This is a genomic window from Aeromonas sp. s2 (assembly GCF_040907935.1).
Lineage (GTDB): Bacteria > Pseudomonadota > Gammaproteobacteria > Enterobacterales > Aeromonadaceae > Aeromonas > Aeromonas dhakensis.
Window position 1 is genome coordinate 170,377 of sequence record NZ_JBFOCR010000008.1, and the last position, 26,035, is coordinate 196,411.

Genomic DNA, 26,035 nt, shown 5'->3' on the forward strand with positions numbered 1-26,035 from the left:
CCAGCGCTACTTTTGCGGGATATAGAGCACCTGCCCTATCTGGATGTCCCGCGACTTGAGCTTGTTGATCTCCACCAGTCGCGCCTGGCTGACCCCATATTTCTCGGCAAGCCGGGAGAGGCTCTGCCCGCGGGTGACCACATGACGGAGCATGCTGGCCTTGTCATTGCTCTGCACGCTGGTCACCGGGACGCTCGGCTCCTTGGCTGCCACCACGTAGGGCTTGATCACCCCGGCGCCGGACGAGGATCCACCGACGCTGCTGACCGGCGCCCCGCCGTCGCTGCTGCGGTTCGGTTCGGTGGCCGGCATCCGGTTGGTCACCACCTGCTGCACCGGCTGCGCCGCCGGTTTGCTGACGGCGACCGGCTTGCTGGCAGGGGCGGGTCGGCTGACCGCGGCCTGCTTGTTGCTGGCCTGCCCCTTGCCGGTGAGCATGGCGCCCTTGGTCGGGTGAGCCCGGTAGTAGTTGCGGATCCCCTCGAAGATGGCACGGGCCAGTTGATCCTGATAGCTGGAGGTCGCCAGCAGCTTCTCTTCGGCGTGGTTGGAGATAAAGCCCGTCTCCACCAGCACGGAGGGAATGTCCGGCGCCTTCAGCACCGCCAGGCTGGCGTGTTCCGGTGCCTTCTTGTGCAATCGGGCCACCCGGCCCAGCGAGCGCAGGATCTGGCGGCTGACGTCATAGCCTTCGGCCCGCGACTTGTCCATCGATAGGTCGAGGAAGGTCTGTGCCAGGTAGGGGTTGGGATCGGATTCGGCCAACACCTTGCCAACGCCCCCCAGCAGCTCGCCCTGTTTCTCCTGCTTCTCCAGCCAGCTACCCATCTCGCGGTTGGCACGGTTGGTCGACAGCACCCAGACGGAGGCGCCGCGCGGGGTCGAGTTGTGGAAGCTGTCGGCGTGCACCGACACCAGCAGGTCGGCCTTGGCCTTGCGGGCAATCTCGGAGCGCTTGTTCAGATCGACGAAGTAGTCGCCGCGCCGGGTCAGCACGGCGCGCATGCCGGGTTCGCGGTCGATGAGGGCGGCCAGTTTCTGGGAAACCGCCAGGGTCACCCGCTTCTCGTAGGTGCGGCGCGGGCCGATGGAGCCCGGGTCTTCCCCGCCGTGGCCCGGGTCGATGGCGATCACCACCCCCTTGCCCTTGCCGCCCACCGGTGCCGCCTGAGCGGTGGCGGAGGCCTTCTCTTCATAAGGCAGGTCGATCACCAGCCGGTGGCCGTAGGGCCCGGCCGGCGCCAGCGGAAAGACCACCGGCTTGATGGCAGAGCTGAGATCCAGCACCAGCCGCAGCCCGCCTTTTTCCAGCGGCGAGCTCTCGCGGATCTTGCGCACCAGCTCGCTCTTGTTCTCGATGCGGGCCAGGTTGGTGACGTTGCTCGCCCCTTTCAGGTCGATCACCAGCCGGTCCGGGCCGGTCAGGGTGAAGTAGTTGTAATTGGGGGCGCTGCTCATGTCGAGCACCACCCGGGTGTTGTCCGGCGACGGCCACACCCGCACGCTCTTGAGCTGATTCGCCCAGGAGGGTAAGGCCAGCAGGGAGAGGGCAATAACAAGGATCAAGCGCACGTAGATGACAACCGTTCCAGAATGGCTTCGCCAATAGCAGTGCGGGCGTCAATCTGCACCTCGCGCTGCTCGTTTGCATAACTCAGGGTGATCTCGAGATCCGGCGCAGGCAGCCAGCCATCGCCCTTTTCCGGCCACTCCACCAGACAGAGGGTGTTGGCGCCGAAGTAGTCACGGATCCCCATGAACTCCAGCTCTTCCGGGTCGGCCAGCCGATAGAGATCGAAGTGGTAAAGCTGCCAGTCGGCCAGCTCGTAGGGCTCCACCAGGGTGTAGGTCGGGCTCTTGACCTTGCCCTCATGACCCAGCCCCTGCACCCAGCCCCGAGTCAGTGTGGTCTTGCCGGCCCCGAGGGCCCCGTGCAGGAAGACAGTGGTCGCCTGCTGGCAGGCGTGGGCCAGACGGCCACCCAGTGCCACGGTTGCTGCCTCGTCCGGCAGTGTCATCATCAACTGTTTTGCCATGTTCTTCTTTAGCTTGTTATGGTGTCGGGATTAACCAGTCGACGGATAAAGGGCAGCAGGTCTGATGCCAGCATGCCCCGCTCTCCGTCTGCAGCAGCCAGATCGGCCGCTTCCCCGTGGATCACGGCGCCCAGTCGGGCTGCCTCGGCGGCAGACCAGCCCTGGGCCAAAAGGGCGGCGATTATACCAGATAACAGGTCGCCCATGCCGCCACTGGCCATGCCGGGATTGCCCTCGTTACAGAGCTCCATCCCCTTGCCGTCGTGGATCAGCGTCCCCGCCCCCTTGAGCAGCACCACACCGCCGAAGCGCTGCTGCAGACGCTGCACCGCGGCAAAGCGATCCGCGGCGATCTCGGCAATGGTGCAGCCCAGCAGGCGGGCCGCCTCGCCCGGATGGGGCGTGAGCACCCAATTATCCTGATGACGGGGACATTGCGCCAGCCAATTCAATCCATCGGCATCCAATACCAGTGGCACCTGCTCGTTAACAAATGACTCAAAATGGCGCCGACCCCACTCATCCTGACCCAGACCCGGTCCCACTACCCGCACCGAGGCCCAGCTTTCCTCCCCCCCGACCTGACTGCCCATCAATTCGGCCTGGTAGAGGCTGGAGGGCAGGTGATCAGGATGCTGGCACACCCGCACCAGACCGGCACCGGCCCGCAGGCAGGCGCGCGCGGCCAGCACGATGGCCCCCTGCATCCCCGCATTGCCTCCCACCAGCAACACCTTGCCGTGGGAGCCCTTGTGGGACGAGCGCTGGCGCGGCGTCAGCCTGGCGCGAAGAGAAGGATAATCGACACGCTCGGCGGCCGCCTGCCACCCGGGCGGCGCGGTGACGCCGAGGGTGTCGCAGTCGAGCCGACCGACGCAATCCACCCCGTCGGCGGTGAGCATGCCCTGCTTGATGCCGATGAAGGTGAGGGTACGGCTGGCGCGCACCACGGCTCCCATGGCGCAGCCGGTATCGGCATTGAGGCCGGAGGGGAGATCCACCGCCAGCACGGGCACCTGCAAGCCATTGATTGTTGCGACGATCCTTGTCATGAGCGGTGACAGCCGGATATGGACACCGGTGCCAAGCAGTGCATCTATCACCAGATCCGGGGTCGGCAGCCGGTCGAGCTCCCGCTCCTCGGGCGACACCACTGTGCCCCCCATCGCCAGCCACTCGTCGGCGGCCCGCCTGGCATCCCCCGTCAGCTCGGCGGGATCCCGCACGGCAATCACCTGAGGCTCAAGACCCAGCTGTCTCGCCAGGCGGGCCAGCACGTAGCCGTCGCCACCGTTGTTGCCGGGGCCGGTAAAGATCCACCAGCACCGGCTGTGCGGCCAGTGGTGGGTGGCGTAGGTGCGCAGCGCAGCGCCGGCGCGCTCCATCAGGGCATAGAGGCTCAGTCCCTCGCGCTCGGCCCACTCCCGCTCCAGAGCACGGATCTGTTCAGTCCGCCACAGCGATTGTGGTAAGCTCTGCCCCTCTTTCCCGCTGATAGCATCCCCGATGACCTGTTCCATGACGGCTCCTGACTCTCATCCATTGATCCGGTCCGGCGGGCACCGGGCTCATGATGCAGTATGACGGCGGCAAACGCCCCCATCGGTTAACCTTGGCAGCAAGCCCCCAGAGATGCGATACAGCATGACAGTACACTCCCATCCCGGTGCACGCTCAGGCCGCCCGCCAGCAGGACCGGCAGCGCCATGACCACGGCCGAACTTCATCAACTGGCCCAAGATATCAAGCTCTGGGCGAGCGAGCTAGGATTCGACCAGGCCGGCATCACCGACACGGATCTCACCCTCGAAGAGCCCAGGCTGCAAGCCTGGCTGGACGCTGGCTATCACGGCAGCATGGACTACATGGCGCGCCACGGCATGATGCGGGCTCGCCCCCACGAGCTGCTGCCAGGCACCTTGCGGGTGCTGTCGGTGCGGATGAACTATCTCCCGTTCGAGGCGGGCTTCGCCGCCACCCTGCGCGATCCCACCCTCGGCTACATCAGCCGCTATGCCCTTGGTCGCGACTACCACAAGCTGCTGCGCAGCCGGCTCAAGCAGCTGGGGGAGCGCATCGAGCAGCGCTGCGAGGCGCTGGGCTGGCGCCCCTTCGTCGACTCGGCCCCCATTCTGGAGCGACCGCTGGCGGCCAAGGCCGGCCTCGGCTGGGTGGGCAAACACTCGCTGCTGCTCAACGAGTCGGCGGGATCCTTCTTCTTTCTGGGGGAGCTGCTGCTCAGCCTGCCACTGCCGCTGGACGCCCCGGTGGAGAAAGAGCAATGCGGCAAGTGCGTGGCCTGCATCAACATCTGCCCCACCGGCGCCATTGTCGCCCCCTACGTGGTGGATGGCCGCCGCTGCATCTCCTATCTCACCATCGAGAACGACGGCCCCATCCCCGTAGAGTTCCGGCCGCTGATGGGCAACCGCATCTATGGCTGTGACGACTGCCAGCTCATCTGCCCCTGGAACCGCTACGCCAATGCCAGCCCTGAGCCCGACTTCAGCCCGCGCCCCAATCTGCACCGCCCGCCCCTCTTGACCTTGTGGGGCTGGAGCGAGAGCGAGTTTCTCAAGCACACGGAAGGCAGCCCCATTCGCCGCATCGGCTATCAGCGCTGGCGCCGCAACCTGGCGGTGGCCCTTGGCAACGGCCCGGCCAGCCAGGAGGTAATGGTGGCCCTGCAGCAGGCGCTGGCTGAAGCCGAGCCCATGGTGGCCGAACATATCGAGTGGGCGCTGGCGACCCTGGCCCGGCGCCAGCAGGATGACAACAAAAAGACCCGCTTGCTGATCCGCTGCATCGAAAAAGGTCTGCCGGATCACGCATAGACGATCTGCCCCTTGCCGGATCCAGGTCATTTTTTCATGCTCTGCCGACGGTCGATGGTCGGCACAACAAAAGGAACAAGCTGATGCAGATGTTGGGAGTGGATATCGGTGGTTCGGGGATCAAGGGATGCCTGGTCGACACCGCAACGGGCGAGCTGATTGGCGAACGCCACCGGCTGGTGACGCCGCAGCCGGCCACCCCGGCCGCCGTGGCGCATACCCTCAAGGCGCTGGTGGAACACTTCGACTGGAAGGGCCCGGTGGGCTGCGGCTTTCCCGCCACCATCCACAACGGCATCGCCAAGAGTGCGGCCAACATCGACAAGAGCTGGATTGAGACCGACGTCGCCCATCTGTTTGGCGACGTGACCGGCCAGCCCTGCCACGTGCTGAACGACGCCGATGCGGCCGGTCTGGCGGAGATGCGCTATGGCAACGGCCGGGATCGCCAGGGGGTGATCATCCTCATCACGGTCGGCACCGGCATCGGCACCGCCGTGTTCGTCAACGGCCAGCTGCTGCCCAACACCGAGCTGGGTCACCTGATGCTGGAAGGGATGGTGGCCGAGCACTACTGCTCGGACGCGGTGCGCAAGCGCGAGGATCTCTCCTGGGGCCGCTGGGGCAAGCGCTTCAACAGGTACCTGGCTCGCCTCGAGTTTCTGTTCTCCCCCGACCTCTTCATCCTGGGCGGCGGCAGCGCCGCCAAGCTCGACAAGTTCATCGACAAGATTGAGACCCGGGCCCCGCTGGTAGCGGCCGCCAACCTCAATCAGGCCGGCATCATAGGCGCCGCTCTGCACGCCGCCGAGCTGACCGCCGCCCGCCAGTCGGCATGAGCCCGTCGTGAACAACAAACAGCAGAGGCCCGGCATTGCCGGGCCTCTGCTGTTTTCCCCGCACATTTTTCACTACGCGCCGCACACCTCACCCGACAACAGCCATCCCCTAGAGATCGTCGAGCCGATGGGCACCGTGCACCAGCCGGGTCAGACGGGTCTGCTCCTGCGTGGCCAGGCCACCCAGCAGCCGCACCGTCTCCTCGGTCGGACACTCCCGGGCCAGATGGCTGAGCTCGCCGATGAGTTTCTCCTCCTGCCGGCACACCAGCTGCACTATGTCCTGGGTCTGGGCCGTGGCAGGCAGGCTCAGGCGCCGGATCCCGGGCAGCAGATCCTCGCTGAAGCCTCGCTCCAGCCAGGTCTCCTTCACCCCTTCGCCAAGTTCACTCAGGTAGTCATCCAGCTGGCTCTTTGCCGCCTCCTCCCGCTGCTGCAGATAGGCCAGCAGCAGCCGGCTGCGCTCGCCATCCACCTGTGCCATGAGACGCCCATAACAGAGCCCAAGCTGGTGATGCACCTGCTCCAGATAGAGCAGCAAGTCTTTGATTTGTTGAAATCGCATCAGGTTGCCCTCCTGTATATCGTGCCCTTTAAGTATAAAAAACAGACAATTGCAATCCAAGCCAAAGCGCGGCCCTTGTTGTGCTGCATCAAGAAGCCGGCCAAGAAAGCAGCGATCGATACAAAATGGAATGATTTGTGCCAACCCGGGGGGAGTAAAAGGATGAGCAGCTGAATCCGTCTCACGACTAATAAAGGAAGTGATAATGGTGCATTTACCATCTGATATTCGGCAATCCTACTACACTGCCAAATACAATATTGATGTGAACCGGATCACCGTCGGCCTTAGTCAACAAGTGGCAATCCTTAGCACTTTTTTAGACGTCTAGATGTATAAACACGCGTTGACATGGCCATCCAGACATCTTAGCATCATCCTCCATGATGACAGAGCAACCCAGTGAAACCTCTGCCCAATTCACCCGCCTGTAGCGCCCTGTGCTTTAAGGCTGTTAGCACGGAAGAATCCATGATTAAGTTGATCGGTCTCAACAAAGTCTACGGTAAAGGCAGTGATGCCGTGCACGCCCTGCGTGATGTCAGCCTGCATGTGCCGCAAGGCAAAATTTTCGGGGTGATCGGTGCCTCCGGTGCCGGCAAGAGCACCCTCATCCGCTGCGTCAACCTGCTGGAGCGCCCGACGGATGGCCAGGTCATCGTCGACGGCCAGGATCTGGTCACCCTGAGCGAGCGGGATCTGACCCAGGCCCGCCGCCAGATCGGGATGATCTTTCAGCACTTCAACTTGCTGGCCTCCCGCACCGTCTCCGCCAACATCGCCTTTCCGCTGGAGCTGGCGGGCTGGAGCAAGGACAAGATCCAGAATCGGGTCACCGAACTGCTGGCGCTGGTCGGGCTGGAAGCCCGCGCCCACGCCTATCCGTCCGAGCTATCCGGCGGTCAGAAGCAGCGGGTCGCCATCGCCCGGGCGCTGGCGCCGGCCCCCAAGGTGCTGCTGTGCGACGAGGCCACCTCGGCCCTCGACCCGCAGACCACCCGCTCGATCCTGACTCTGCTCAAGGAGATCAACGTCAAGCTGGGGCTCACCATACTGCTCATCACCCACGAGATGGATGTGGTGAAGGGGATCTGCGACGAAGTGGCCATCATCAGTGACGGCCGGCTGATCGAGCAGGGCGAAGTGGCCTGGTTCTTCAGCAATGCCAAGACCCAGCTGGCCCGGGATTTCATCCACTCCACCATCCACCTGGAAGTGCCCCAGGAGTATCAGGATCGGATGAGTAGCAATCGAGTACCCGCCAGCTATCCGCTGGTGAAACTCGGCTTTACCGGCAGCACGGTCGACACGCCGCTCATCTCGGAGGCGAGCCGCCGCTTCAACATCGACATCAGCATTCTGAGCGCCGACATCGAGTACGCCGGTGGCGTCAAGTTCGGCTTCCTGCTGGCGGAACTGTTCGGGGATGAGGTCCAGTGCGAGGCCACCCAGCAGTTCTTCATCGACAACCATATTCAGCTGGAGGTAATGGGTTATGTCCGAAGCAATGATTAATCTGCTGTTCACGGCCCTGGGCGACACCCTCATCATGGTGTTTGCCTCCGCCCTGTTCGGCTGCCTGCTCGGTCTGCCGCTCGGCGTGGCGCTGCACGTGACCAAGGCCGGCCAGATCCTGGTCAACCCGCTGCTCAACCGCACCCTGGGCATGGTGGTCAACGTGGGTCGCTCGGTACCCTTCATCATCCTGCTGGTCGCCATCATCCCGCTGACCCGGCTGATCGTCGGCACCAGCATCGGCACCATCGCCGCCATCGTGCCGCTGACCGTCGGTTGCATCCCCTTCATCGCCCGCCTGGTGGAAGGGGCCCTGATGGAGGTGCCGGACGGCCTGCTGGAAGCGGCCAAGGCCATGGGCGCCAAGCCATTGCAAATCATCACCAAGGTGCTGCTGCCCGAGGCCCTGCCCGGCATCCTCAACAGCGTCACCATCACCCTCGTCACGCTGGTGAACTACTCCGCCATGGCTGGTGCCATCGGGGGCGGTGGACTGGGCGATGTGGGTATTCGCTACGGCTATCAGCGTTTTGACCCGACCGTCATGCTGGTCACCGTCGTGATCCTGGTAGTGCTGGTTCAACTCATCCAGAGCGCGGGTGAGCGCCTGGTCAACAAATGTGATCATCGTTAATCGTCGATTTCTGACAGGAGGTTTTATGAAATTTGGCATCAAATCCGTTGCGGCTGCCCTGCTGGCTACCCTGGTACTGGCCGGTTGCGGTCAAAAGGAAGAGAACAAGACCCTGAAGGTGGGCGCCATCGCCGGCCCCGAGACCGAACTGGTTGAAGTGGCCGCCAAAGTGGCCAAGGAGAAATACGGCCTGACCGTCGAGGTGGTCAACTTCTCCGACTACGTCACCCCGAACGTGGCCCTGAACGATGGCAGCGTTGACGTCAACGCCTTCCAGCACAAGCCCTATCTGGATGCCCAGATCCGTGATCGCGGCTTCAAGCTGGTGCCGGTCGGCAACACCTTCGTCTACCCGATCGCCGGTTACTCCAAGAAGATCAAGGCCCTCTCCGAGCTGAAAGATGGTGCCCAGATCGCGGTGCCGAACGATCCGACCAACCTGGGCCGCTCCCTGATCCTGCTGGAGAAGCAGGATCTGCTGAAGCTCAAAGAGGGTGCCGGTCTGGAAGCGACCGTGCTGGACATCGCCAGCAACCCGCGCAACTTCAAGATCGTCGAGCTGGAAGCTGCCCAGCTGCCGCGCTCGCTGGAAGACGTGGACTTGGCCATCATCAACAACACCTTCGCCGGTCAGATTGGCCTGACCCCGACCGAGAACGGCCTGTTTGTTGAGGACAAGGAGTCCCCCTACGTCAACCTGATCGTCGCCCGCGACAACAACAAGGACGACGAGAAGGTCAAACAGTTCGTACAGGCCTTCCAGACCGACGACGTCTACAAGAAAGGGCTGGAACTGTTCAAAGGCGGCCTGGTGAAAGGTTGGTAATCACTCACTCGGCAAAAAAGGCCACGCAATGCGTGGCCTTTTTTATTGCTGCCGCTATCATATCGGCGAGCACGGCAACACGAACATATTCATCACATGAAAAAATGGTATCTGGCCTACTGCAAGCCAAAAGAAGAGGCCCGCGCCCGCGCCCATCTCGAAGCCCAGGGGATCGAGTCCTACTATCCCATGGTGGAAATTGAAAAACTGCGGCGGGGCAAGCGAGTCCCGGTGCGGGAGCCCATGTTCCCCAACTACCTGTTCATCTACGTGGATCTGGAAGAGGTCACCCCGGTCACCCTGAAGTCCACCCGCGGCATCAGCCGCATCATCCACTTCGGACGGGAGTGGACCGCCATCAACAGCCAGCTGGTCTATCAGCTGATGAGCCGGGACGACAGCGACGAGGCGCGCGCCAGCTACGCCAACCTGCCGACCCAGGGCGACAAGGTATTGATAGAATCCGGTCCGCTGGCCGGCTTCGAGGCCATCTATCTGGAGCCGGATGGCGACAAACGCGCGATCCTGCTGGTGAGCCTGCTCAATCAGGAGACCAGCAGCAGCTTCGACAACCAGTCCTTCCGCCGGCTGGAGTGACCCGCCAGGTCAGAGCAACCATCTCTTGCCAGCAAGGCTGAAAGAAACGGGGCAGGCCAAGCGGCCTGCCCCGTTCTTATGGGCCTTGTCCGCCTCAGGCATCCAGCTCGAAGCGGCTGATCACCGCCGTCAAGCGGCCGGTATCCTGCGCCAGCCTAGCCACTATCTCCTCCCCCTGCTGGCTGCGCTGGCTCGACTGCCGGCTGAGCCCGGCGATCTCCTCCACCGTGCCCGCCACCTCCTGGGCCACCCGCGACTGCTGCTCGGTCGCGGTGGCGATCGCCCCCAGCTGACCCGACAAGTCCTGCACCAGTTGCAGCATGGCGTCCAGGGTAGCGGTCACCGAGTCGACGGCGCCGCGCCCCTCCTCCACCAGCCGGGTACCGCTGCCGACCGTGTTGACGGTCTGGCGGGTCTGCTGCTGGATGCTGGCGATGGTCTGGCTGATCTCCTCGGTGGACTGGCTGGTGCGGCTCGCCAGCAGGCGCACCTCGTCGGCCACCACCGCAAACCCGCGTCCCTGCTCGCCGGCCCGCGCCGCCTCGATGGCGGCGTTGAGCGCCAGCAGATTGGTCTGCTCGGCAATGGTGGCGATCACCTCGGTGACGCGTCCCACCTGCTCGCTCTGGCTGCTGAGCTGGCCCATCGCCTCGTTCGCCTGGGCAATCATGGCGGCAATCTGCTGCATGGTGGCCGTCATGCGGGCCAGCTCGTGGCCGCCCTGGCGGGTCTGCTGCTCGGCCTGCTGGGCGGCCCGCGCCGCTTCGGCGATATTGCCCGCCACATCCCGGGTGCTGACCGACATCTGCTCGATGGCCGCCGCCACCGTATCGACCCGCTGATTCTGGCTCGCCAGATCGGTGACGATGGCGCAGGTGGTGCTGCTCACCTCACCGCAGGCCCCGTCTACCTGCCCCACCGCCCCCTGGATCTCCCCCACCAGCTGGCGCAGCTGGCCGGACATCTGGTTGATGGAGCCCGTCAGCCCGCCCAGCTCATCCTGGCTCTGCACCGGCAGGGGACGGGCCGGCAACCGACCATTGGCCACCTGATCGGCTCGCAGCACCAGGCTGGCGATGTCCCGGGTCAGGCGGCGACTGAACAGCAGCGCCACCAGGGTACCCAGCACGATCACGGTCAGGGTGGCCAGCAGCAGGGTGCGATTGATGGCCTGACCGGAGCTGGTCATCTTCTGGCCCATGCTCTGTACCTCGGCACGGGTCTCGGTCACCTGGCCGGCCAGCTGGGTCGCCAGCTGGCCGAGTGCGGGCTCAATCTCGGTCGCCATCAGGTAATTGGCCTGATCCCAGTCCGGGGCCTGACGCTTCTCGATCACCTGGCCCACCAGCTCGGCAAAGGGGGCCGACATCTCCTCGAACAGCGACCAGATCCCCTTCTGCGCCTCGGTAAAGTTGGCCTCTTGCTGCTTCAGCTCGGCCACCCGCTGCTGGTGGAACTGGTAATAGTCCTGGTATTTGGTGCGATAGTCCGGATCCCCCGAGATGAGGAAGTCACGCAGGGCGGAGAGGGCATTGGAGAGGCCGTTGTAGGCATCCCCCACCTGCTTGAGCAGCAGGCGGCGATCACCGGGCAGCTGATCCTGCGGGGTCGCCACCTCTTCGTTGGCAAAGGACTGCAGCTGATCGAGGGCAGACTCTGCCAACGGCCCCGCCTCCTGCAACATCAAGGTATGGGCGGGCAGATTCTCGTCGGTCTGGGCAATGTCCCACACCTTCTGTTGGCTGGTCTTGAAGGCCTTGAGCGAGCGGGCAAGCTCGGCGGTGAACTGCTGATGCTCGATCACCTGCCAGGCCCCCTCCCACTCCTGTTTGAGGCGGTCGGCCTGCGCCGGATCCTTGCCCAGGATGAGATAGGCCCGCAGGGAGGAGATGGTCGCCACCAGCGCCTTCTGGCTGGCCTCATCCCGTTGCAGGGCGGGCAGGGCCTGCTCCACCAGAGCGCTGCCGGCCTGTCCGATGCGGCCGAGCTGGTGGTAGACCAGGCTGGAAGAGAGGATCACCAGCAGATTGATAAAACAGAAGCTGAGCAGTAACTTGCTTGAAATTTTCATGAACGTCCTTGTTTCATTGCGGGCATCCTGCCCGACATTCACTCCCCGAGCAGCGCCGGTAGCCGTTCACGCCAGGAGTCGTGCCATCCCATCAACTCCTCACGCGGCATGGGCCGGGCAGAGAAGAAGCCCTGGCACACGTCGCACCCCAGCCGCGCCAGCAGCCGCCAGGTGAGTTCGTCCTCCACCCCTTCGGCGACGGACTTGAGCCCCAGCTTGCGGGCCAGCTCGATGCTTGACTCTATTATGGCCAAGCGAGAGGGGTCCTCAAAGCAGTGATCGACGAAAGAGCGATCCAGCTTGAGTTCGGTGAAGGGCAGCAGGGCCAGCTGTTGCATGGAGGAGTAGCCGGTACCGAAGTCGTCGATGGAGAGGCCAAAACCGTGCATGCGCAGGCGCGTCAGCACCTCCAGCGACTTGCCCAGATCCTGCACGAACGCGCTCTCGGTCACCTCCAGGGTGATGAGCTCGGGATTGATGCTCCAGCGCTGGCACTGGTTGATCAGGGTGTTGCACAGATCCCCCTCGATCAGCGAGGTGGTGGAGAGGTTCATCGAGAGGTTGAGGGATAGCCCGGTCTGCTCCCACAGGTGGCCGTCTCGCAGCGATTTGCTGATGATCACCTCGGTCAGCCGATCGATGAGACCGTTGTGCTCCGCCAGCGGAATGAAGCGGGCCGGCGAGATGAGGCCGTACTCCGGATGCTGCCAGCGGGCCAGCGCCTCCATGCCAACCCACTGGCCGGAGCCGAAGCTCACCTTGGGCTGATACCAGGGCAGCAGCTGGTCCTGCTCCAGCGCCAGGCTCAGCTCATCCAGGGTCAGACGGTGGCCATCTTCCTCCTGGGCTCTCTCCTGCTGCGGGCGCCAGGCCCCGATCAGCTGGCTGATCTGCTGCTGGCTGGAGGGCTTCTCGATGCGCCCCAGCACCTGCAAGCCATAGGCGGCGCTCATGCGCAGCACGGCCTCGACCACGTCATCCTCCAGCGCGCTGGAGAGGATGATGCCGCCGCGAAAGCCGCCGAGGGAGAGGCGGCGCAACAGCGCCATGCCATCCATGCCCGGCATGCGCAGATCGCAAAACAGGATGTCGACCTGATGACGCTGGCACATGGCCAACGCCTCCACCCCGTCCTGCGCCTCCAGCAGGGAAGCGTAACCGAGCCCGCGGATCTGGTGCATCAACGCCTTGCGCTGGAAGGCGTGATCTTCCACCACCATGATCACCAACTCATGCTGTGTCTTGTTCATCGAGCCATAATCCAATTTCACCTGTAATAGCCTTCATCAGCGCCAGCACCGTCTGGCTCAGTTCGCTGAGCTCGTCCAGCTGCTTGAGGCGGGCCGCCGCTTCGAGCCGGGCCGCCTCCTCCGCCAATGCCTGCTGCCCCACCATGCGGGCAGCCCCCTTGATCCGATGCGCCGTCTCCACCAGGGCATAGGTATCCTGCCTGGCCAGTGCCTGCATCATGTCATCTCCGTCCTGGCGATTGGAATCCAGGTATTCCCGCGCCATGCTGCGCGCCACCGCCTCATCGCCAAACAGCGAGATCCAGCGCTCCCCCTGCTCGCTGGCAGGGGCAGGGGCCAGGCTGGGTTCCTGCGCCTGGCTGCTCACCGGCAGCCAGCGCATCAGCACCTGCCGCAGCGTATCCAGGGTATAGGGTTTGAACAACATGTCGTTCATGCCCGCCTCCTGCATCTGCAGGCCGGCCTCTTCGGAGGTGTCGGCCGTCACCCCGATGACAGGGGCCGATACCCCCTGCTCCCGCAGCGCCCGGGTCAGGCTGTAACCATCCATCGCCGGCATGTGGCAGTCGGTCAGCAGCAGGGCGAATCCCTGCCCCTGCCAGGTGCGCAAGGCCTTGTCGCCGTCATCCACCACCTCGGCATCCACGCCGAGAATGGCCAGCTGGCGGGCCAGCAGGGCGCGGTTGATGGGGTGATCATCGGCCACCAGCACCCGCCCCTGCAGCTTGGGCGCATTGGCTTCCACCGGGCTGATCGCCGCCTCCCCCAATAACTGATGGCAAGTCTCCAGCAACAGGTCGGGATAGAGCGGCGATTGCCCCAGCCGCCACCAGGCACTCGACCCCATGCGACCGCGCAGGGCCTCCTGCGGGGAGAGCACTATGCCCTTGAGGGTCGATCGCTGCAAATGGCCCAGCCAGTCGCTGCCGAGCGCCTGCTCGAGCCAGCTCTCCTCCGCCAGCAACAGGCCGTTGAGGGGCTGCTGCCACTGCTGTGGATCCAGACGATGCAGCCTGGCCCCCAGCCGCTGCATGGCGCTCTGCAAGGCAACATCTTCGCCAAACAGCCACCACTCCTGGCCGGCCAGCGGCGGGGCATCCCACTGACACTCGCTCAGCGGGAACTCGAAGGTGAGCCGGGTGCCGTGCCCCGATTTGCTCTCGAGCGTCAGCGTGCCCCCCATCTTCTGGGCCAGCTGGTGGCAGATGGCCAGCCCCAGCCCGGTGCCGCCGAAACGTCGGGTTATGTCGGACTCCACCTGCTCGAACGGGGTGAACAGGCGATCCTGCTTCTCTTCGGCGATACCGATGCCGGTGTCGCTGACCGTGATGGCCAGTCGCTCGGCCTGCAGACCCACCTGGATGCGGATCTCGCCCCGCTCGGTGAACTTGACCGCATTGTTGAGCAGGTTGGAGAGCACCTGACCCACCCGCACCGCATCGATGCGGGCCTGATCCGGCACCTCGGTGCCCCAGTCCAGCGTCACTCTGAGCCCCTTGCCATGGGCCAGGGTGGCATGGCCGCGGATCACGTCACAGATGACGGAGGCAAGCCGGCACTCCTGATAATGGAGCTGCAGCTGGCCCGCCTCTATCTTGGAGAAGTCGAGCACATCGTTGACCAGATAGAGCAGGTTGTTGGTGGAGGTGACCACGTTGCGCAGCAGGTAACGCTGATCCTCGTTCAGCTCGCTCATCTGCAGCAGCTCCAGCATGCCATGCATGCCGGAGATGGGGGTTCTGAGCTCGTGGCTCATGGTGGCGAGGAAGCGGCTGCGCACCTGCATCGCCTGCTCGGCATAGGCCCGCGCCTCCCTCAGCTCGTGCTCCTGGCGCTTGAGGGCCGTGATGTCCTGGATCACCCCGTTGAGGATCAGGTGCCCCTCCTCCTGCGGCACGAAACTGCCGCGCACCTGCAGATAGCGCGCCCCCTCAGGCCGCTCCACCTTTACCTCGAGATCGAGAGGGGCCAGGGTCTGAGCATGGTTGGCCACCTTGCTGACGAAGTCCTGCAGCGCCTCCTCGGTAAAGCCGAACACCTCCCCCCCCGACTCGGCCGACAGCATCTCCTGCCGGCTGGCCCCCAGGATCTCGCTCGCCCCCTGCGAGGCATAGAGGAAGCGTCCCTTGCCGGGTCCGATCCAGAGGTACTGATAGACGATGCCTGGCATGCTGTCGGTGATCTGGGTGAGGCGGGTCTCCGCCTTGCGGGCCCGCGCCTCGGCCTCCTTGATGCGGGTCACGTCGGTCAGCACGGTCAAGACACCGAGCATGTCTCCATCCGGGGAGGTGTAGGGGCGCTTGGTATAGATGACGTGGAACATGGCGCCATCCTGGCGGCGGCTGTTGCCCGCCCCCTCCAGTTGTGCGCCGCTCTGCCACACCTCCTGCTCTTCTTTCAGTACCCGAGCCCGCTCTCTGGCCGGCATGCGGTCCAGATCGTCGCCCCCCTCCTTCATCGGGTCGCCGATGAAGGCATCCCGATAGGCCTGGTTGCAGAGGGTGATGCGCTGCTCGCGATCCCGCAGCACCACCATGTTGGGCAGGGAGTTGAGCAGGGTCTGCACAAACGTCAGCTGCTCGTTCAATTTGTGCTCGGCCAGCTGGCGCTGCACTATCTGGCGACGCAGGGTCCGGTTCCAGCCCATGAACAGCAGCACGCAGAGCAGGAAGGCCCCCAGCCCTAAGGCGGACCAGAGCGCCACCGTGGTCGGATTGATGCCGGTCTGGATGGTCAGGGCCAACCACTTGTGCTCCAGCTTGGTCATCTCTTCCGGCCGGATGGAGAGCAGCACCTTGGTCAGGATCTGCTGCAACATGGGATCCTGTTGATGCACCGCCATGGCGACCGGCACCCTCAGCTCGTTGCCGGAAAACACTACCTGGTAGCGGTTGTTGAACCCTTTCTGCAGTGCCTGCTCCAGGGTGGTCATGCTCATCAGCACATAGTCGACCTGGTGTCCGTCCAGCAGGGGCAGCAGCTTGGTATCGCTGCTCACCGCCACAGGGCTGGCGCCCACCTCCTTGAGCACCAGCTCCTCCACCGAGCCGCCGACGATCCCCACCCGGCGTCCCTTGAGCTCGTTGAGACTGGCCAGCTCTTCACTCCCCTGCCTGGCGGCAATCACCCGGTGGATGAAGGCGTAGTCGGGGGTAAACAGGGCGTACTGGCGCCGCTCGGCGGTCGGGGTGATGGCCGGAATGAAATCCAGCTTGCGCGCCTGCAGCAGGCTCTGGGTCTCGGCCCAGCTGCTGGTGGGTACCAGGCTGAAGTGCAGGCCGGATCGCAGGCTCACCAGCTTGAGCAGGTCGGCGATGAAGCCCTTGAGCTGGCCATTGCCATCGATCTCGCTCACCGCCGGCCAGTCCGGAGCCACCCCGAAGCGCAGGGTCGGGTGGCGGGCCAGCCAGTCCAGTTCGCTCTGGTTGAACACTATCTGGCGAGGGCCGTTGGCCAGCTCGTAGTCGACGATACCGCCGGTCTCCAGAATGCGGCGGCGCTCATCCAGCGACATGTCGTTGAGGGCCAGCTCCAGCAGATCGCGCAGCCCCTGATTGTCCAGCCTCACCGCCATGGCCAGCGAGGTATCCGTCACCCACTCCGGGGTGATCACCTTGAGCCCGGTCTGCGGCTGCAGGCGCTGCAGCCGCATCAGCGAGGGCAGATCGGAGAGATAGGCATCCGCCAGCCCCTTCTTGACCATGAAGACGGCTTCGTCGCTGCTGTCCGCCTCGGTCAGCTGGGTTATCCCGAGCTGGGTCAGCTCCTCGCAGGATCTGAAGCCGTGCTCGCACACCCAGCGCAACTGGCGTGCCGCGGCCAGAGTCGGCTCCCCCTCTTCCCGCGTCAGCAGGACGGCGCGCGGCAGGGTCATCAGATCCGAGGTAAAGCGCATCTTCTCCTGACGCGACTGGCTGGGCGTCACGCCGATCAGCATGTCCACCTCCCCATCGAGCAGCGCCTGCTGGGCATCGGCATAGTAGGGATAGGTCTTGTAGCGCACGGTCAGCCCCAGCCGGCCGGCAATCTGGTTGGCAAAGTCGTCGAGCGGACCGTTGAAGCCGCCCCGGCCATTGGTATAGATGTAGGGGGGCCAGGCCATCGAGGGCATGCCCACCACCAGGTCATTGCGCGAGGCGAGCCACAGCCGTTCCGTCAGTCCCAGCTGATCCTTGTCCAGAGAGGTTTCTGCCGCAGCCACATGGCCACAACAGATAAACCAGCACAATAAAATAGCGCGAATGCAAAGGCGCAACATGGATGACTCCTGAACAGATCGGAGAGCGATCATAGGGATTTTGGCAAAATGTGCGAATAGAAATTCGTAGTAGAACTCGTCCGGATACGAAAAACGGCAGGCTCACGCCTGCCGTTTTCTAGCAAGAATGGGGCCAGGCCCCATATCATCAGGTTATTCGATTCCCGAGTCGGAAGCCGGTTTGATATTCCCGCTCACGGATGTGGGCGATCTGCACATTTTGCCCTTCCAGCCCGATGTCCTTGAGCAGAGCAGGCGACAGCTGCAAGTAGCTGATCCGACGCTCCAGCCTGGTAATCCGTTTCTGGACCAGGGTCTCGACGGTGCGCAGCAGGGTCAGTTCGATAGACATAATATTCTCCAGTTGAACGTGCGGTTCCCCCGGAGAGAAGAAGAGATCACCCTGCGGGACAACCGCGGGTGATGAAAGAGCAGGTGTTACCTGTTTCCTCCACGCGGCAGAAAAAGAGCACGAGTATTCGCGCTGCTGATGCAGCGGTCGAACGCAACGTTTAGCATTGAATGTTGCATATCCGTCTCCTTACCGTGTGAAAGTTGAACAAGTTGCCACAGTCTAAAAAAAGACCGAATTTTATACAAGAACCTCACCCCCCATATGGGGAGGTGAGCCATCTATCAATACTCATCCGGAACAGTCATGCAGACGCCATCACGCTCAGATCCCGGACAGCAGCCGGAACTCCTCCAGTGCATAGGTATCCGTCATGCCGCTCACGTAGTCGAGCAGCAGGCGCACCCGGTAATACCACTCCTGCTCCGCCTCCTCGGCAAAACGGGGATCCCGGCTGGCCACCGCCAGCCGGTAGGCCTTGAGATGGCGGGCCGACAGGCGATGGTAAAGCCGACGGGCAAAGAACAGCTCGCTGCCCCCCTGCCCCGCCAGCAGGCGTTCGAACTGGGTGGCTGGCAGGGCCAGCAGGCAGGCGTAGGTGGAGAGCACGCCGCGCAGGGCGGCATAACCCTCCAGCTCCAGCGCCTCCACCTCGGGACGCATGAACACCAGCTCGCGAGCGACCCGCTTGAGGATGTCGAGCACCCGTGCCGCCGGCGCCTGGCCGTGCAGCAGGGCCTGAGGATAGGCTCCGCTCAGGATCTGGGCGTGCTCGCTCACATAGGTGCTGGCGGCCAGCGCCACCAGATCCCGGGTCAGCTGTTGGCGGAAATGGGGAAAGAAGCCGCGATCCGAGTCGACGGCCGCACTCAGCAACGCCGCCATGTAGTCACCGCCATCCGCCTCCCGCAGCGCCTGCAGCAGCTCGCCGAGGCCGAGGATGCGCCGATCCACCGCATCTTCCAGATCCGCGATGCAGTAGGAGATGTCGTCCGCCGCCTCCATGATGTAGACCAGCGGGTGACGACAGCCGGCGGCCAGCCCCAGGCTCTGGCCGAGGGCGCTGTAGAGGGGTTGTTCGCTGAAAAAGATGCCGCGCTTGCTGCTCCAGCCATGATGCTGGCCATAGTAGGGGGTTGCCTGCCGGCCCGCCGGCGGTTGCTGCGGATATTTGCACAGTGCAGCCAGCTGCCCCAGGGTCAGATTCAACTCGTGCAGGCTGTGTACCAGCCGCAGGCTCTGGGCATTGCCGTCAAAAACCAGCAGATCCTGACGAAGCTCGGCCCACTGCGGGCTGGGCGCCTTGCCCAGCGCAGCGGCAAACAGGCCGTCCAGCTCCTGCGCCAGCCACTGGCTCATCACCTGCTCGCCAAAGTGGCCGAACGGCGGGTTGCCGACGTCGTGCAACAGGCAGGACATCTCCACCAGATTGACGAAGGCCCCCTCACACACAGCGCCTGCCGGCAGGGCCGCCAGAACGCGGCGGCTGATCTGGCGACCGGTCTCCTGTACTTCCAGCGAGTGGGTCAGTCGGCTGCGCACCGAGGCCTTCACGTCGAGCGGGAAGACCTGGGTCTTCTGCTGCAGTCGGCGCACCGGCGCCGCCTGCACGATGCGGGCGCGATCCTGCTCGGTCGCCTCCAGCAATTCTTCGTCACCCCAGGGGTGGATCCGCTCGGGGGTAATCAAACGGCTATACATGTTGCAGTTCCTTGCCAGCGCAGCACGTTTATGAGAGCAACCAGCGCCGCAAGCGGGCGATATCGCCCGGGTACTCCCGGCGCAGCGTCTCAATCCAGTCTTCCACGTTCTCCCACCAGGCCGGATGATCCGGGCTCTGGATCAGCTGGGCCGTCTGCTGCAGACGGCGCAGGCCGATGGAGCCCGCCGCCCCCTTGATCTTGTGCGCCTCCTCCACCACGCCGGCCTGATCCCGGGCAATCATGTTGGAGTCGAGCACCGCCATGTAGTCGGGCATCATCTTCTCGAACAGATCGACGCTGGAGAGCAGCACCGGCTTGCCCACGGTATCGGCATAATCGGTGAGGAAGGGCAGGTCCAGCAGCGCATCCTGGCTAACGGTGTCGGCCTGCTCGTCCGCCTCGTCCCCGGCCAGATCGGCAAACAGGTGACCAATCACCTCCCGCACCGCCTTCGAGCCGAGCGGCTTGTTGATCACATCCTGCATACCGTGATCCCGGTAGTACTGGCGATCACCGGTGGCGTTGGCGGTGAGTGCCACCATGGGCGGCAAACTTTCGCCGTAGCGGGCGAGCAGCTGTTCCGCCACATCAAACCCCGTCATGTCCGGCAGCTGGATGTCGAGCAGGATCAAGTCAAAATCATCCGGGTTGGCCATGGCCAGCGCCTGGGCGCCATCGCGCGCTACCTTGACCTGGTGGCCAAGCTTGCTCAGCAGGGCGCAGGCCACGGTCACGTTGAGCTCGACGTCCTCCACCAGCAGGATGTCGAGGGACGGCATCTCGGGCTCAGGGGCGGCAACCTCTCCTTCGATACACTCCACCTCCAGCTCGGCGGTGAAGCAGGAACCCTCGCCCGGATCGCTGTCCACGTAGAGCTGGCCACCCATCGCCTGCACCAGCTGGCGGGAAACCGCGAGGCCGATGCCGGTGCCGGTGGCGTGCTTCTTGCCCTGTACCTGATAGTACATGGCGAAGATCTTCTCCTGCTGGGCCCGTGGAATGCCGATGCCGGTATCCTCCACCTCGAAGTGCAGCGCCAGCTTGCCCGGCGCGTCGGCGGCATGGGCGAGGCAGCGTACCGTCACCCCGCCTTCGTCGGTGAACTTCACCGCATTGCCCACCAGGTTCCACAGCACCTGGCGCAGCCGGGTGCCGTCCGCCATCACGAACTGCGGTACCTCGCCATCCCGATCGAAGTGCAGATAGAGCCCCTTCTGCTCCGCTTGGATGCGCGACAGCGTCTCCAGCTCGTCGAGGAAGGCGGGCAGATCGATGCGGGTCGGCGCAATCTCCAACCGGCGCCGATCCAGTTTGTCCAGATCGATGATGTCGTTGAAGATGTTGCCGAGCGTCACCGCGCTCAGGTGAATGGTCTTGAGCTGCTGATGCCGCTTGGGATCGAGCGGCGTATCCATCAGCATCCGGCTCAGGCCGACGATGCCGTTGAGCGGAGTGCGCAGCTCGTGGCTGATGGTGGAGATGAAGGTGGTCTTGTCGCGGCTCGCCTTCTCCAGCTTGTCCTGGTACTGCTTGCGCTCGGTGATGTCGCGGCCAAAGCCAAGCAGGCCGAGTCGCTTGCCGAAGCGGTCGAAGAAGGGCACCTTGCGCAGCTCGAAGTAGGCCTTGCGGCCATCTGGGTACTCCAGCCACTGCTCATAGGTGAGCGGCTCATTGCTGGCGAAGACCTGCTTGTCGGTCTCCACCACCTTGCTGGCAATGTCGTGTTTGTAGACGTCAAACGGAGTCAGCCCGATGAGTTCGGCCTCCACCTTGCCGGTCAGCTCCTCCATGGCGCGGTTGCAGCCGGAGAACTGCTCGTCTTCGTTGCGGTAGTAGACCAGATCGGGGGAGCAGTCGATGAAGGAGCGCAGCAGGGCGGTGCGCTCGCCCAGATGCAGCTGGGCCTTCTCGCGCTGGAACACCTCGTTCTCCAGATCCTCGATGGCCTGCTGACGCAGGGTCTCGGCCCGGTTGGTCTCGGCGATCTGGGCGTTGAGGCGGCTGATGTTCTCCTGCAGCTGGCTGTTGAGCTCGAGATCCCGCTCGCGCATGTCCTGCAGCTTGCGCACCATGCGGGTCAGCCGCTGGCGGGAATCCTCCAGCTGATCCACCACGATGGAGAGAAAATAGACGGCCCAGGGGGTGACCAGCAGGCCGAAGAAGACCGAGCGCACCAGGTCGACGATGTCCACAGTGCCGCGCAGAAACAGGGTGACCCCCATCTGGATGGAGACGGCCAGCACTATGATGCCGGTGGCCAGGAACATGCTGAATCGCACCAGCCCCAGCTTGGTCATCAGGTCGACGTAATATTGCGCCCAGGATTTTATTTGTTTCATCTTATTGTTTTCTCCCCGATATTCGCCGAACAGAATACCAGCACGACGCGCCGAACTCTTCTGCCGTCGCACGATAAATTATCGATTAACCTCCTCCGCCCGCTGGGGTAGCATGCCGGAGTCAATTCGGTCAGCCCGGATTAAGCCTGGCTGGCTATAATGCCAGGCCGTTCAATTCAACCAACTGATAATTCAGGAGTCTCATCGATGCGCAATCTCACCCTGCTGAGTCTTGGCCTGCTGGCAGCCAATGCCGCCCACGCCGACCTGGGCGAGATCCCCAAGCAGTCAGGCTGGTCCGGCTTTCTGCTGGGCGGGGTCAACGCCGTCAGCTACCAGTCCAACTTCTACGCGGGCGATGACAACCACAGCCGTATCAATGATCTCGGCTCGCCCGACAGCGAGAGCGGCCTGACGCCGCTGCTCAACGCCGACATCCGCTATACCTTCGCCGATACCCGCACCCAGATCTTCCTCGGCAACCTGATCCAGGATGCGGTGCGTTTCGACTTCACCCAGCAGCTCGGCCTGCGCCAGGAGATGGGCGACAAGGGTATCGTCGCCACCTCGCTGGTGTTCAACGTCATGCCGGTCGAGTTGTGGAGCGATCCCTTCGCCACCGGCGTGGACCGAAGCTCGACCGACCTGAAGTCCAAGGGGGCTCGCTTCGCCTGGGACAAGATCTGGGGCAGCAACTTCTACGGCAACCTGACCACCCGGGAGGTGGACATGGACGAGGAGCGCAGTGGCCAGCAGTATGATCAGAGCCACGGCACCCACTACGCCGGCATGCTGGATCGCAACGGCAAGGTGCACGACATGGAGCTCTCCTACCAGTTCCATTTCGGCGGCAACCAGCTGCTGGAGCCGGCCATCCTCTACAAGGAGGCTCGCCTGGACGGCAGCGCCGAGAGCTTCAAGAACACCGGCCTGAAGCTGACCTACGCCAAGCGCGGCCCCCAGTGGTCCTTCGTCAGCAACCTCTACACCGGCAAGCGCAAGTACGACGAGGCGAACCCCATCTTCGGCCAACATGCCGACGCGGACGAATTCGCCGTCAACGGTACCTTCTTCTGGCACAACCTGTTCGGCGTCAAGGCCCTGGCCGCCACCTTCACCGCGGCCTACTCCAATGCCGACTCGGACATCGACTTCTACGACAGCCAGTCCACCCGTTTCAGCACGGGTCTGCTCTACAACTTCTAACGGCGAGCAGCACCAACAAACGAGGCCACCCCATGGGTGGCCTCGTGCATTGGCGGAGGGCGGGAAAATCAGATCCCGAGGGAGTCCAGCAGATCGTCGTGATCGTTGGCCACCGGGACGGCGGCCGGAGCCGGCTGGGCAGCCTCGCGCTTGGTCTGGGCGATCAGGGCATCCGGATCCAGCTCTTCCTGATCCATGCCGTCGTTGTGGATGCGGATGAACTCGGTCTTGTCCATCGCCAGCTCCAGATAGAAGATGTTGTTGCGGGCGGTGAAGAAGGTGACCCGGCGCGACTCCGGGCTGTCGAGGTTGGTATCGACGCTCAGCATCACCTGCTTGTTGAGGGCCAGCATCTTGGGCTGGTTCTGGGTGATGTGGGTCTGCAGATCCCGGCCCACCTTGACGGTGAAGCTGCCGACGATCTGGTTCATCAGCTCGCCCATGACGTTGCTCACCTCGTCCGAGGTGTGGGAGATGGCGAGATCTTCCTTGGATAACCCCATGCTGAGCATATAGCTCTCGTACAGCTCCATGGCGGCGGAAGCGGAGAAGTTGATCACCACCAGGCCGGAGAAGCCGCCGTCAAACAGCACGAAGCAACCGATATCCGGCTTGAGGCAGGTCTTGCTGATCCGCTGCACCATGCCGGAGAAACGCACCTGACTCTGGGTTGCCGCACTCAATACATCCGTCACCGAATGGCACAGGCTCAACAGCACGTCCTCTGTGGTCAATACGGTATCATCGTCGGCTCTTGTCACTATCATGGGACCTTCCTGAACATCGAAAATGGGCTTATCTATACCATAACTCTAACAGATAGCGCGGCCCGGGCTTCGAAATAGCGAGCCGCCTCTCACTTGATTCAACTGTCAGTTTCAAGGGGAGTGAACCCGGCCAGATTGGCCAGCTTGCGTCGCCAGCCGGCGGCTTCCCGCTGCAGAGTCGATTCATCATAGGGCAAGGAGGGATGAGCCCCCCAGATGGGGCCAGGCCAGGCCTTGTCGGTACTGAAGCGGGCCACGTGGTGCAAATGCAGCTGGGGCACCAGGTTGCCGAGCGCCGCCACGTTGATCTTGTCCGGACGCAGCGCCTGCTCCATCAGGCTCGCCACCGCGCAGGACTCCAGCATCAGCTGCTGTTGCTGGGCAGGCGCCAGGTGGTGGATTTCCCGTAGATTGGCCACTCTCGGCACCAGGATGAGCCAGGGATACTGGCTGTCCTTGGCCAGCAGGGCGCGGCAGAGAGGCAGATCGCCGAGCAGGCGGGTATCCGCCTGCAGGCGACTGTGCAATTCAAACATGAAGACCTCGTTGCAATAAGATGGGCGCTAGACACGATGAGAACCCCCACGTTACTGCAACGGACGGCAAACTTAAAGCCGCGGCACGGCCCAGCTGACAAAGCGCTTGCGAAGGGCCGGATCCGCCTTGAGGAAGAGTTGCTGCAACTGCCCCTCCAGCTCGCTGGCCGCTACCGGCGCAACCTCGCTGGCGACCACGGCCGCAGGAAGTGCAGAACCAGAAGCCGCCGTCAGCGCCGCCTTGCCACCGCGCTGGTTGTATTCGGCCAGCTTGGCACGCCAGTCCATGCCGATCAGCATGCCGCTGGTGACCAGCGCATCCTGCTCGCTCGCCATCACCTTGCCATCGGCCTGCAGCCCCATGACGGGAGACTGGGCATACTGCGCCATGCTCCGTTCATCCTTCGGCAAGTTGGCGACCAGCTGTAATTGTTGCTGGCTCGCCTGATAGCGCAGCACCTGAGGTGCAGAGCGCAGCTGGCGGTCATTATCGCTGCTGCTACGACTCGGGATCACCCCTTCATAACGCACCAGCAGCTGCTGTTCCCCATCCGGCAGGGTGGCGTGCTGCTCGTCGTGCAGGGTGCCAGCGCTCACCGCCAGGATCTGGAAATCCGCCGGCACCGTCACCTCAACCGCAGCGTGCGCCGAGCCTGTGCTCAGCATCATGTTCATGCCCAGTGCGGCGCACAGCAGCGACACACCATTTCGATATCGACAACCCTTCATCTTCGTTCATCTTCCTGATCGCGTTGATGGGCGCAGGCTAGCAGCCGAAGATGACAGAAAAATAACGGCAGTTCAGAGCAGGTAGTGGGGCCGCTCGGCAAACCACTGGGCCAGCACCTGCTTGAACAGCCGGATCTTGCGCGGCACCCGCCGCTGCTGGGCATGAAGGATATGAAGCGGGTGCAGGCTGCTGTGCCAGCCGTCGAGCACTGTCACCAGCTCCCCTGCCGCCAGCAGGGCATCCACCGCAACCAGCGGACACTTGGCATAGCCCTGCCCCGCCCGGGCCAGCTGCAACGCAGTGCTGTAGTGATTGGCCCGCACCTTGCCTTGCACCAGGATGTGCGCCTCCTCCCCCTCCCGGCTGAAGTGCCACTGCTCCCAGGCCGGGTTGCTCCCCATGAGCAGACAGGTACGTCCGCTGAGCTCATAAGGGGTGGCCGGCTTGCCCTCCCTTGCCACCAGTGTGGGGCTCGCCACCACCACGTCCCTGAGCCGGCCCAGCGGCATGGCTACCAGGTTGTCGGGCACCTCGCTCATGGCGCGCAGGGCGATGTCATGCTCACCCTGGCTCATGTCGACCATCTGATTGGTGAAGTTGAGCTCGACCGCAACCCCGGGGCAGAGCTCGGCAAAGCGAGCCAGCAGCTCGCTCACCATGCGATCGCCGGCGCTGATCGGGCAGGTGAAGCGCAGCCGGCCGCCATCCTCCTCGGTCAGGGCCTGGATATCCTGCTCCGCCTGGCGGGCCAGCGCGAAGATCTCCCCCGCCTGCTGATAGAGGGTCTTGCCCGCCTCGGTCAGGCTCAGCCGGCGGGTGGTGCGTTGCAGCAACTGGGCGTTGAGGGAGGACTCCAGCGCACTGACATGACGGCTCAGCATCCCCTTGCTCACCCCCAGCGCATCGGCGGCGGCGGAGAAACTGCCCCTTTGTACCACTTCGTAAAAACTGGCCAGATGGGTGATGTCCATCATTAG

21 protein-coding genes are annotated in these 26,035 nt (G+C 63.6%); 7 read left to right on the forward strand and 14 right to left on the reverse strand.

The annotated features are described in order from the left end of the window. Positions 1-6: 6 nt before the first annotated feature. Genes AB5Y81_RS04720 through AB5Y81_RS04730 form a run of 3 tightly spaced genes read right to left on the reverse strand, consistent with a single transcriptional unit; the run spans position 7 to position 3,556 of the window. Positions 7-1,572 (reverse strand): N-acetylmuramoyl-L-alanine amidase, encoded by a 1,566-nt coding sequence (locus tag AB5Y81_RS04720; RefSeq protein WP_025202169.1) that lies wholly within the window; start codon positions 1,570-1,572, stop codon positions 7-9. Beyond that, a complete protein-coding gene (gene tsaE / locus AB5Y81_RS04725; protein ID WP_005304245.1) occupies positions 1,563-2,036 on the reverse strand; it encodes a tRNA (adenosine(37)-N6)-threonylcarbamoyltransferase complex ATPase subunit type 1 TsaE in 474 nt (157 codons plus the stop codon). Before tsaE ends, AB5Y81_RS04720 begins: the two co-directional genes overlap by 10 nt. 8 nt (positions 2,037-2,044) lie before the next feature. Continuing rightward, positions 2,045-3,556, reverse strand: coding sequence for an NAD(P)H-hydrate dehydratase (locus tag AB5Y81_RS04730; protein ID WP_279484790.1), 1,512 nt, complete (start codon positions 3,554-3,556; stop codon positions 2,045-2,047). A 186-nt stretch (positions 3,557-3,742) separates the two neighbouring features. Here AB5Y81_RS04730 and queG point away from each other — a divergent pair, with 186 nt between their 5' ends. Beyond that, on the forward strand, positions 3,743-4,870 hold the full coding sequence (queG, locus tag AB5Y81_RS04735; RefSeq protein ID WP_043170997.1) for a tRNA epoxyqueuosine(34) reductase QueG: 1,128 nt from the start codon (positions 3,743-3,745) through the stop codon (positions 4,868-4,870). A gap of 83 nt (positions 4,871-4,953) precedes the next feature. Beyond that, entirely contained in the window at positions 4,954-5,709 is a 756-nt protein-coding gene (gene ppgK, locus AB5Y81_RS04740) for a polyphosphate--glucose phosphotransferase (protein WP_279484791.1), read from the forward strand. Between the two features lie 109 nt (positions 5,710-5,818). Here the strand turns inward: ppgK and AB5Y81_RS04745 are convergent, their stop codons facing one another. Continuing rightward, entirely contained in the window at positions 5,819-6,274 is a 456-nt protein-coding gene (locus AB5Y81_RS04745) for a hypothetical protein (protein ID WP_201899626.1), read from the reverse strand. Positions 6,275-6,745: 471 nt separating this feature from the next. Between AB5Y81_RS04745 and metN the strand changes: the two genes are divergently transcribed. From metN to rfaH, 4 genes are all read left to right on the forward strand, one after another. Further along, on the forward strand, positions 6,746-7,789 hold the full coding sequence (metN, locus tag AB5Y81_RS04750; RefSeq protein ID WP_279484792.1) for a methionine ABC transporter ATP-binding protein MetN: 1,044 nt from the start codon (positions 6,746-6,748) through the stop codon (positions 7,787-7,789). Continuing rightward, the gene (locus tag AB5Y81_RS04755; protein ID WP_279484793.1) at positions 7,770-8,423 is read left to right on the forward strand and encodes an ABC transporter permease; all 654 of its coding nucleotides are present in this window, start codon (positions 7,770-7,772) and stop codon (positions 8,421-8,423) included. The genes metN and AB5Y81_RS04755 overlap by 20 nt, the downstream gene beginning before the upstream one ends. Before the next feature lie 25 nt (positions 8,424-8,448). Beyond that, positions 8,449-9,249 carry a methionine ABC transporter substrate-binding lipoprotein MetQ gene (gene metQ / locus AB5Y81_RS04760; protein ID WP_279484794.1) on the forward strand — a complete coding sequence of 267 codons (801 nt, stop codon included), beginning with the start codon at positions 8,449-8,451 and terminating at the stop codon, positions 9,247-9,249. 96 nt (positions 9,250-9,345) lie between these two features. Continuing rightward, the gene (gene rfaH / locus AB5Y81_RS04765) at positions 9,346-9,846 is read left to right on the forward strand and encodes a transcription/translation regulatory transformer protein RfaH (protein WP_005304273.1); all 501 of its coding nucleotides are present in this window, start codon (positions 9,346-9,348) and stop codon (positions 9,844-9,846) included. A gap of 94 nt (positions 9,847-9,940) precedes the next feature. Here rfaH and AB5Y81_RS04770 read toward each other — a convergent pair whose 3' ends face one another. The 6 genes from AB5Y81_RS04770 to arcB all read right to left on the reverse strand — a co-directional run bounded on the left by AB5Y81_RS04770 (position 9,941) and on the right by arcB (position 21,819). Further along, positions 9,941-11,917 carry a methyl-accepting chemotaxis protein gene (locus AB5Y81_RS04770; protein WP_208200490.1) on the reverse strand — a complete coding sequence of 659 codons (1,977 nt, stop codon included), beginning with the start codon at positions 11,915-11,917 and terminating at the stop codon, positions 9,941-9,943. A 38-nt stretch (positions 11,918-11,955) separates the two neighbouring features. Beyond that, on the reverse strand, positions 11,956-13,167 hold the full coding sequence (locus tag AB5Y81_RS04775) for an EAL domain-containing protein (protein WP_017763841.1): 1,212 nt from the start codon (positions 13,165-13,167) through the stop codon (positions 11,956-11,958). Further along, on the reverse strand, positions 13,148-17,425 hold the full coding sequence (locus AB5Y81_RS04780; RefSeq protein WP_279484795.1) for a transporter substrate-binding domain-containing protein: 4,278 nt from the start codon (positions 17,423-17,425) through the stop codon (positions 13,148-13,150). Before AB5Y81_RS04780 ends, AB5Y81_RS04775 begins: the two co-directional genes overlap by 20 nt. Before the next feature lie 148 nt (positions 17,426-17,573). Then, on the reverse strand, positions 17,574-17,777 hold the full coding sequence (locus AB5Y81_RS04785) for a hypothetical protein (protein WP_094697418.1): 204 nt from the start codon (positions 17,775-17,777) through the stop codon (positions 17,574-17,576). 324 nt (positions 17,778-18,101) lie between these two features. After that, positions 18,102-19,478 (reverse strand): dGTPase, encoded by a 1,377-nt coding sequence (dgt, locus tag AB5Y81_RS04790; RefSeq protein WP_139431556.1) that lies wholly within the window; start codon positions 19,476-19,478, stop codon positions 18,102-18,104. 28 nt (positions 19,479-19,506) lie between these two features. Beyond that, on the reverse strand, positions 19,507-21,819 hold the full coding sequence (arcB, locus tag AB5Y81_RS04795) for an aerobic respiration two-component sensor histidine kinase ArcB (protein ID WP_065018649.1): 2,313 nt from the start codon (positions 21,817-21,819) through the stop codon (positions 19,507-19,509). Positions 21,820-22,026: 207 nt separating this feature from the next. Here arcB and AB5Y81_RS04800 point away from each other — a divergent pair, with 207 nt between their 5' ends. Continuing rightward, on the forward strand, positions 22,027-23,025 hold the full coding sequence (locus AB5Y81_RS04800; protein ID WP_010634959.1) for a DUF2860 family protein: 999 nt from the start codon (positions 22,027-22,029) through the stop codon (positions 23,023-23,025). A 68-nt stretch (positions 23,026-23,093) separates the two neighbouring features. Here the strand turns inward: AB5Y81_RS04800 and AB5Y81_RS04805 are convergent, their stop codons facing one another. The 4 genes from AB5Y81_RS04805 to AB5Y81_RS04820 all read right to left on the reverse strand — a co-directional run bounded on the left by AB5Y81_RS04805 (position 23,094) and on the right by AB5Y81_RS04820 (position 26,029). Further along, positions 23,094-23,792 (reverse strand): DUF3334 family protein, encoded by a 699-nt coding sequence (locus tag AB5Y81_RS04805; RefSeq protein ID WP_005304298.1) that lies wholly within the window; start codon positions 23,790-23,792, stop codon positions 23,094-23,096. A gap of 98 nt (positions 23,793-23,890) precedes the next feature. Continuing rightward, positions 23,891-24,328 carry an HIT domain-containing protein gene (locus AB5Y81_RS04810; protein WP_025202172.1) on the reverse strand — a complete coding sequence of 146 codons (438 nt, stop codon included), beginning with the start codon at positions 24,326-24,328 and terminating at the stop codon, positions 23,891-23,893. Positions 24,329-24,400: 72 nt separating this feature from the next. After that, positions 24,401-25,057 (reverse strand): DUF2057 domain-containing protein, encoded by a 657-nt coding sequence (locus tag AB5Y81_RS04815; protein WP_279484796.1) that lies wholly within the window; start codon positions 25,055-25,057, stop codon positions 24,401-24,403. Positions 25,058-25,129: 72 nt separating this feature from the next. After that, the gene (locus AB5Y81_RS04820) at positions 25,130-26,029 is read right to left on the reverse strand and encodes a LysR family transcriptional regulator (protein WP_279484797.1); all 900 of its coding nucleotides are present in this window, start codon (positions 26,027-26,029) and stop codon (positions 25,130-25,132) included. Positions 26,030-26,035: the final 6 nt, after the last annotated feature.